The sequence below is a fragment of the Nodosilinea sp. LEGE 07298 genome, assembly GCF_015207265.1.
In the GTDB taxonomy this organism is placed as follows: domain Bacteria; phylum Cyanobacteriota; class Cyanobacteriia; order Phormidesmidales; family Phormidesmidaceae; genus Nodosilinea.
Genome location: NZ_JADEXE010000317.1, coordinates 1 through 7,440, shown reverse-complemented (window position 1 = coordinate 7,440; position 7,440 = coordinate 1). Strand labels below are relative to the sequence as shown.

The following is a 7,440-nucleotide window of genomic DNA, read 5'->3' as shown; positions in this document are numbered from 1 at the left end:
AGCCGCACTTCGGACACCGGATAACGCCGTCGGGCCAGCGCAACGTCCGAACGCTGTCGTAGCACTTGGCCTCTTCCAAAAGGTGTGTCAGGGTTAGCATGAGATCGCAGAGCAGGTGCACTTTAGTGTTCAGCCTAGCGAATACATCATCTGCTTGCAGGTCACCTCCCTGAAACACCTATTGAGCCCTTTTTTTAAGGTCGGCGTAAAGGTTCTCTCTTAGCACTAGGCACCTGGGGGGGTAATATGTAAACACTTTAAAACAAACTCTCGCCCAGCTTGGCATTGAGTTCGGCTCAATCCGCCCCGATATATTCTTTACGTTACCAACCCTATGCTTGCCTCTCACCCCAGCCTGACTACAGGTATCACCCTTAAACAGCCCCATCCCCAAAAGGTGCTGGTGCTGGGCGATAGTCTGGTATACGGCTTTGGTGACCCCGAGGGAGGCGGCTGGGTCGAGCGCCTGCGCCGCCTGACCATGGCACCGGGGCGCGAGGGGGCCGTGTTTTATAACCTTGGGGTGCGTGGCGACGGGGTAAGCCAGGTAAAACAGCGCCTTGACCAAGAGTTTCGCTACCGGGGTGAAATTCGCAACCGGGTGCCCGACTTGCTGGTGCTGTTGGTAGGCGTTAACGACTCGGCTCGGATCGGCAATCCGTTGGGCCGCAATCGCACCGATTTTGATGAGTTTCAGGGGCAAATAAACAACCTGCTGTCGGAGGCAAGACAGCTGTGCCCGGTACTGTTTGTCGGTATGACCCCGGTGAACGAACAGGCTATGCCCTTCTCGGAAGTGCTCTACTACACCCACAGCGACCAATGGCGCTACCGCGAGGCTACCCGCCTGGCCTGTACGAGTCATAATATTCCCTACTTGGACGTGCTAAACCTGTGGCTGGGCCGGGGCGAACCCTGGTGGCTGCCGCTAATCTCTGTCGATGGGCTGCACCCCAATGTGGCAGGCTACCAGGCGCTGCTGCACGACATTTTGAGCTGGGATGCCTTTCAAACCGCTGTAGATTTACCCAAGGGGTATGCTTAGTCGCCTAGTCGAGGCAGCCTTCATCTAGTTCTGAGGCGGTTACGGGTGGCAGGCTGGCTGGCTGAATGGGGCGACCCAAAATCATGTTCTGGGGACGGCTTTGGGGCTGAGCTTGGGTTCGGTTCTGGGAACGAATAGCGAGAGGTTTTTGCGGCGAGGTTTCTTCGCACAGGGCCTCTACCTCAATCTCTACGAGCATGTCGGGGTTCATCAGAGCCGGAATTTCGACCGTAGTGTTGACTGGTGGATGGTCAGCAAATAGCTCGTGGTGGGCACGAGCCACCTCTGGCCAATGGTTCATATCAGTGATGTAAACGCGGGTTCGTACCACATCGCTGAGATTGGCCCCCAAGTCTTCTAGAGCCTGCTGAATGATTTCAAAGCAGCGATGGGTTTGGGCATAGGCGTCGCCCGGAGCAAAGGTGTTCCCTTCGCCATCACTGGGGGCGGTACCAGAAACAAAAATCTGCTGACCGACCCGCAGCGTTCGGCAGTAGCCGACTTTCTCTTCCCAAGGGGTACCCGAAAATGCCCGCTGCCGCACCATTGCTCTGCCTAACGTAAAAACAGCCCTAGCATACCTTTATTTTTGTGAGTCTGTAGGCACCGCTAGAGGGATAAAAATCAGTGGCTGAGCAGAGTCACAGCCACTGATTTGATTCAAATGTGCAGTGCCGCGATCGCTAGGCCAACACCTTAGCCGGCGACAGCGTTAGCACATCAACGCCGTCTTTCGTTACAACAACGGTGTGCTCAAACTGGGCTGAAAGCTGGCGATCGACGGTAATGGCCGTCCAGCCATCTACCAAAACTTCGGCCTCGTAGGCACCGATATTGATCATCGGCTCGATGGTGAAGACCATGCCGGGGCGAAGTTTCTTGCCCTTGCCCTTTTCGCCATAGTGAGGAATTTGGGGCGCGGCGTGGAAAATACGGTGTACGCCGTGGCCAACAAAGTCTCGCACCACCGAAAAGCCTTCGCCCTCGGCGTATTCTTGAATGGCAGCGCCGATGTCACCTACCCGTGCCCCAGGTTTAACCGCCCGAATGCCGCGCCACATGGCTTCTTCGGTAACTTCAACTAGGCGGCGAGCGATAGGGGAAGGTTCGCCCACTAAAAAGGTGCGGCTGGTATCACCGTGGTAGCCGTCGAGAATGGGGGTGACGTCGATATTGATGATGTCGCCGTCGCGCAGCACGTCTTCGGTGTTAGGAATGCCGTGGCAGATGACTTCGTTGATGCTAGTACATATGGAGCGAGGGAAGGGCATTACCGTACCGGCATAGCCCAGGGGTGCGCTTTTAGCGCCATGCTTCTGAGTCCAGGCTTCGGCCAGGTCGTTGAGTTCTTGCGTGCTGATGCCGGGTTTAACGTAGGGCGTCAGGTAGTCGAGCAGCTGGGCGGCAAGCTGACAGGCTTTGCGCATTTTCTCTAGCTCGCGGCTAGAGAGTAGAGTGATGACTTCAGAGGGTTGTTTTTGTTCTTCCACGGTGTCTTTGGCTCTAGGTGAATGGCTGGGGGGTGACTGCCCTGGCTATAGGGTAGGCATTTTCTCGGCGGTAGGAACATTGAGGGTCTAACCCGACCGCTCCTGCCCAGCAGTGATTCCCTGGGTATGATGCTAAAAATGCCACTCCGCTAGTATAGCAACCGACGTTCTACTGCTCATGGTTTACCAAGGGCTTGCGCATTTTAATGCAGGCAATTTCTTGGCCAGAGCCAAGCCGATGCACACCCGGCTCGATGACGTCGAAGCCCTGTTTGCGATAAAAACCCTCCGCGTTAAGGGAGGCATCTGCTTGGAGGTGTTTTAAGCCCAGCGCAACGGCCGCTTGCTCCAATGCCGCAAGCAAGTTAGCACCGATACCACAACGGCCATAGTCGGGATGCACGTATAGCCCCTGTAGTTGCCCATGGCCATCGATAAAACCAAACCCAACTACCTGGCTATTGTGCTTTGCCACCACGATGCGGTGGTCAGGGTTCTCAATCCATCGCTGTTTGACCCGCTCGACGCGATCGCTCGTAATGGGCCGTCGTGCCCAGTTGTCTAAAATCTTTTGAGAGTAGTAGGGGGCCGCTGTTCGGTGCACTGCTGCTGCGTGAATTTCGAGCAGGGCTTGGGCATCGCCGGGTTTCGCTGACTCGATGGTGATGGGGCTATCCATTAAGTACCCTCACGGGTCATAGCGATTGTTCGCTTTGCACTACAGAATGGTAGCAGCTGAGCTCTCACCAGAGCTTGTTTCTGGAAGCGTGAGGATGATTATGCAATGCCTTACCAGGTACGCCCAGCAACCTTAGACGACCTGCCTAGTCTGACAGCCTTGCTAGAGGCGTACATGCAGGAGACCTTTCAGCGCCCTTGGGGTGGTACCTCCCAAAAACTAGCCCAAGATGGGTTTGGGGCCAAGTTCGAGCTGGTAGTGGCGGAGACAGAACCGTTAACGCCGATCGCCTTTGCGGCCTGGGCCTCTCACTACGACCTGCACCACTGTATGAAGGGTGGGACGGTAATTGACCTTTTTGTTGAGTCGGCCCATCGCGGTAGGGGCGTAGCGGCGCAGCTTGTGATGGCGATCGCCATCCAGGTCCAGCAGCAAGGCGGTGAGTATATTACCGGTGGAGCTGTTGATAACCCCAGCGCTCAACGATTTTATCAGCGCTGTGCCCACAGTTTTTCAGCAGTTGAATGCTATGTGTCAGGCCGCGCGTTTCGGCGGTTGGCAGAACTATCGGGCCAACCCCTAGTCGACGTGGTGAAAAACTTACCGGAAGTGTCCTGGAACTACGAACCCTAGTCGCCCCAGAGGCGGCGGCGGGCGGGGCCTTGCAGGCGATCGTGGGTGTCGCGCAGCAGGGCAGGAATATCTAACTTTTCGGGGCAGCGGGGCAGGCAGTCGCCGCAGTCGGTGCAGCGGTTGGCCTTGCGGCCGGGGAACCAGTGGCCCGCATTTTCGAACATGCGGTAGCGGTATTTACCGAAGGACTGCATGTCGTAGGCCACCGCTAGGTTCCTAAGCCGCAGCACTTCTGGAATATTGATGGCTTCTGGGCAGGGCAGGCAGTCGTAGCACTGAGCGCAGCGATCGCTCCCTAGAACTAAAGATTCCTCGGCCGAGAGCCGTTCGAGGGCGGCGAGTTCGGCGGCGGTGAGGGGATGGGTGCGATCATCCAAGGTTTCTAAAGAGGCAAGTTCGCTAGGGATGGCGGGGCCGGTGCTGAGGGTGGTAATGCGTGGGTCGGCCAGCAGCCAGCGGTAGGTCAACTCCAGCGGGGTAAATGGCGCACAAAGTTCTTCAAGCTTAGCGGGCGGTGTGTAGAGCATGCCCCCCTTGTCGCCGGGGGAGATGATAAAAATGCCCATATCTCGCTCGATAGCTAGGTCGAGAACTGGGGCATGGCGCTGAAAGAAATAGTAGTAGTGCAGGTTGACGAAATCGAACTGGTCGGTGGCGATCGCCCCCTCAATCACCTCTCGACTGCCGTGGGTCGAAAAGCCGACAAAGCCAAGTCTGCCCTCAGCCTGAAACCGCCGCACGGTTGCCATACAGCCTTTCGGATCATTCACCCAGGCCAGGTGTTCGGGAGTGTTGAGGCCGTGGATAGCGAGACAGTGGATGAAGTCAAGCCCCAACCGTTCTAAAGATTCCTCTAGACGCTGGGCCATCGCGGCAGCATCGGGCTGGGGCGGAATTTTGGTTGTGATTACCAGGTTGTCTGGCACCGCCGTTTTGAGAAAACTGCCCAGCCAGCGCTCGCTGGTGCCGTAGCCCTGGGCCGTTTCAATGTGGTTAATGCCCAGCGCCAGCCCGGCAGTAAGCGTGTCTTGAAACACTTGCTCTGAGGCCAGGGCTCGCATGGTGCCCAGCGACAGCACCGAGAGCGATAGGTTCGTGCGACCAAACCGCCGATAGTCCATAGTTGGGAGGCTTAGGGGTACAGGGTATAGGGTTTTAGGTCTAAGGGGCAGCCTTAAACCCTGGGCCTTATACCTTATACCGTAAGCCAAAGCCCTTAGGAGTCAGAGCTTTCTAGCGTATCGTTGCTTGTAGAGGACTTGCCCCGGTGGGTAAAGTCGGAGGGGTTGATATTGGCCAAAAACGCCTGGAATGCCTGGGTTTCAGCCTCATCGGCATCGCGATCGACTGGAATCGAGGCCTCGGCGATGACCTCTTCCATGACCCAGATTGGGGCATCGAGCCGCAGCGCGATCGCGATCGCATCGCTGGGGCGCGAGTCTAACTCACGGCGAATTTCGCCCCTAGATAGAGTAAGCAGGGCGTAGTAAGTGTTATCTTGCAGCGAGTGAATCACCACCCGCTCCAGGGTCATATCCCACTCGTCGAGCAGGTTGACAAAAAGATCGTGGGTAAGGGGACGGGGTGCAGGCTGATTTTCCAGCACTGCGATGATGGAGTTGGCCTGCTCGCGGCTGATATAAATGGGTACCTGACGGCGATCGGTGGTGTCCCTGAGCAAAATCACCGGAGTTCGCGACATCGCATCTAGGGCAATCCCGGCGACTCTCATTTCAATCATTGGCTTGGCCTCTTGGATCCGTTGACTGGCGTGCTCTAGCGTTCTTGTCAGCCTGGAAGCGATAGCTCTACTAGTGTACTAGGCTGATTGTGTAACCGGCTATGGACGGCGTTTCGGCAGGAGCGAAATGGAGCGTTTTTAAAGCAGTAGTAGGTATTGGGTCTTGTCTAGTCTATCTAAAGCTTAGCTATTGGCCGATTGAATCCGAGATACTCTAAAGAAAAGAATTATTGATTTAAAGTATGCCCTGATTGCGCCCCAACGGGCCGCAGCTTCCCTGAGAATTTTCTTAAGGTTACGGCCATGTTCACCGGACTGATTCAAGCTACGGGCACTCTCTTTCACAAGGGCGATACTCAGGTTTACCTGCGCTGGCAGACCGCGTCCCTGCCCCCAGCCCTGACCGACGTAGACCTGGGCGATAGCATTGCTGTAGACGGTATTTGTTTAACCGTAGAAACCATTTTGCCCGATGGCTTTGTGGCAGCAGTTTCGCCCGAAACCCTCGATCGCACCAGCCTGGGTCGGCTGGCCGACGGCAGCCTAGTCAATATAGAGTCGTCGCTGCGAGTGGGCAGCAAAATTGGCGGCCACTTTGTGACGGGCCACATTGATGGCCAGGGCCATCTTGAATCGGCTGTTGCCACCGAAGACTCGTGGCGGCTGAGCTTTACGGTAGGCGATCGCCGGGTGGCTCGCTACATTGTGCCCAAGGGCAGCATTGCGGTGAATGGCATTAGCCTGACGGTGGCCGATTGTAGCTCCAGCGGCGACTGGTTCGCGGCAGCGGTGATCCCCGTGACCTACCACGAAACGACGCTGCAACACCTGCGCCCCGGCCAACCGGTGAACTTAGAAGGGGATGTGCTGGGCAAGTACGTCGAGAAATTTGTGGCTGGTGGAGATGCACCGACAGGTGATGGCCTTTCTCTGGAGTTTTTGGCCGAGCACGGGTATTGAGAGGGTTAAATCCACCCCGGCAGCAGCCAGCGGCGCTGGAGGGCCTCGGGTGAAAGGGGTAATCCCAAATACAGCGGCAGCCAGAACCAAAAGCTGAGGGCGATCGCACCCAGCAGCACCAGGGCCAGCGGGCGATCGCGAGGATTTTCTAGCCACTGGGCCATAAGCCAGGCCAGCCCCAGGGTGCCAAAGGTGGCGATTCCCATCGCGTGATAGAAAAACGTGCAGCGGCTCACCATTGCCCAAGGTAGCCAGTTGGTCAGGTAGTTAATCAAAATGAATGCCACCGCGCTGGTGGTAGGGGCGCAGCATGCTGTGCCCCTACGGGGTGTCTTGGCGGATTTAGTATTAGCGACAACCTGTCGCCCCAGCCAGCCGAGGGCCAGCGCTAGCACCGCCGCTGTCGACAACCACCACAGCACCGGGTTCCCCATGGCGTGAATGGTAGTTGCAGTGCCCTCCATTCGCTCAAAAAAGTAGGCCACCGGGCGCACCATCAGCGGCCAGCTCTGCCAGGGCGAGCAGTAGGTGTGGCTGCCATTCGCCCCGATCGATTGGTGAGTAGACCAGAGCTGTTGGTGAATTTTCGCCAACGATTCGCCTGTAAGCAACAGATGCGGTAGCCACAACAGTATGTAGGTCGCCAGGGGAATCGCACCCAGGTAGACCGCCCGCCTGCGCCAGGGCAGATCCATACGTAGGGGCAAACGGTCGTTTGCCCTGCCGGCCGCTATTTCCCACAGAAACAGGCCCAGCCAGAACCCGGCCCAGTTCCACTTCACGTTGATGGCTGCCCCCAGCGCGATCCCGGCCAGCCAGCGCCAGCGAGCGGGATGCTGCGATCGCCCCGCTCTTACCCAGGCCCACTGGCCCAGCAGCCCCAGCCCCAGCC

At 57.2% G+C, this 7,440-nt stretch carries 8 protein-coding genes and 2 pseudogenes; 3 read left to right on the top strand and 7 right to left on the bottom strand.

The annotated features are described in order from the left end of the window. Positions 1 to 100, bottom strand: a 100-nt coding sequence (locus tag IQ273_RS36075) for a transposase (RefSeq protein WP_194021068.1), incomplete at its 3' end; no start/stop codon positions are given. Between the two features lie 234 nt (positions 101 to 334). Between IQ273_RS36075 and IQ273_RS27925 the strand changes: the two genes are divergently transcribed. Beyond that, complete coding sequence (locus IQ273_RS27925; protein ID WP_194026396.1) at positions 335 to 1,045, top strand: GDSL-type esterase/lipase family protein; 711 nt, start codon at positions 335 to 337, stop codon at positions 1,043 to 1,045. A 4-nt stretch (positions 1,046 to 1,049) separates the two neighbouring features. Here the strand turns inward: IQ273_RS27925 and IQ273_RS27920 are convergent, their stop codons facing one another. The 3 genes and pseudogenes from IQ273_RS27920 to IQ273_RS27910 form a co-directional block, all read right to left on the bottom strand. After that, positions 1,050 to 1,592: a RidA family protein gene (locus tag IQ273_RS27920; protein ID WP_194026395.1), complete on the bottom strand. Its 543-nt coding sequence runs from the start codon at positions 1,590 to 1,592 to the stop codon at positions 1,050 to 1,052. Between the two features lie 136 nt (positions 1,593 to 1,728). Then, a pseudogene (gene map, locus IQ273_RS27915) lies at positions 1,729 to 2,568 on the bottom strand (type I methionyl aminopeptidase); the annotation flags it as partial. Between the two features lie 136 nt (positions 2,569 to 2,704). Continuing rightward, on the bottom strand, positions 2,705 to 3,214 hold the full coding sequence (locus IQ273_RS27910) for a GNAT family N-acetyltransferase (protein ID WP_194026393.1): 510 nt from the start codon (positions 3,212 to 3,214) through the stop codon (positions 2,705 to 2,707). A gap of 105 nt (positions 3,215 to 3,319) precedes the next feature. Between IQ273_RS27910 and IQ273_RS27905 the strand changes: the two genes are divergently transcribed. Beyond that, positions 3,320 to 3,847: a GNAT family N-acetyltransferase gene (locus tag IQ273_RS27905; protein WP_194026392.1), complete on the top strand. Its 528-nt coding sequence runs from the start codon at positions 3,320 to 3,322 to the stop codon at positions 3,845 to 3,847. Here the strand turns inward: IQ273_RS27905 and IQ273_RS27900 are convergent. Both IQ273_RS27900 and IQ273_RS27895 read right to left on the bottom strand, forming a co-directional pair. Next, positions 3,844 to 4,968: an aldo/keto reductase gene (locus IQ273_RS27900; RefSeq protein WP_194026391.1), complete on the bottom strand. Its 1,125-nt coding sequence runs from the start codon at positions 4,966 to 4,968 to the stop codon at positions 3,844 to 3,846. The two genes, IQ273_RS27905 and IQ273_RS27900, sit on opposite strands and share 4 nt — an antisense overlap. Positions 4,969 to 5,063: 95 nt before the next feature. After that, a complete protein-coding gene (locus IQ273_RS27895; protein WP_194026390.1) occupies positions 5,064 to 5,588 on the bottom strand; it encodes a bifunctional nuclease family protein in 525 nt (174 codons plus the stop codon). Between the two features lie 303 nt (positions 5,589 to 5,891). On the opposite strand from IQ273_RS27895, the gene ribE reads away from it, so the two are divergent. Then, on the top strand, positions 5,892 to 6,548 hold the full coding sequence (ribE, locus tag IQ273_RS27890) for a riboflavin synthase (protein WP_194026389.1): 657 nt from the start codon (positions 5,892 to 5,894) through the stop codon (positions 6,546 to 6,548). 5 nt (positions 6,549 to 6,553) lie between these two features. On the opposite strand, the pseudogene IQ273_RS27885 reads toward ribE, so the two are convergent. Next, a pseudogene (locus IQ273_RS27885) lies at positions 6,554 to 7,440 on the bottom strand (dolichyl-phosphate-mannose--protein O-mannosyl transferase); the annotation flags it as partial.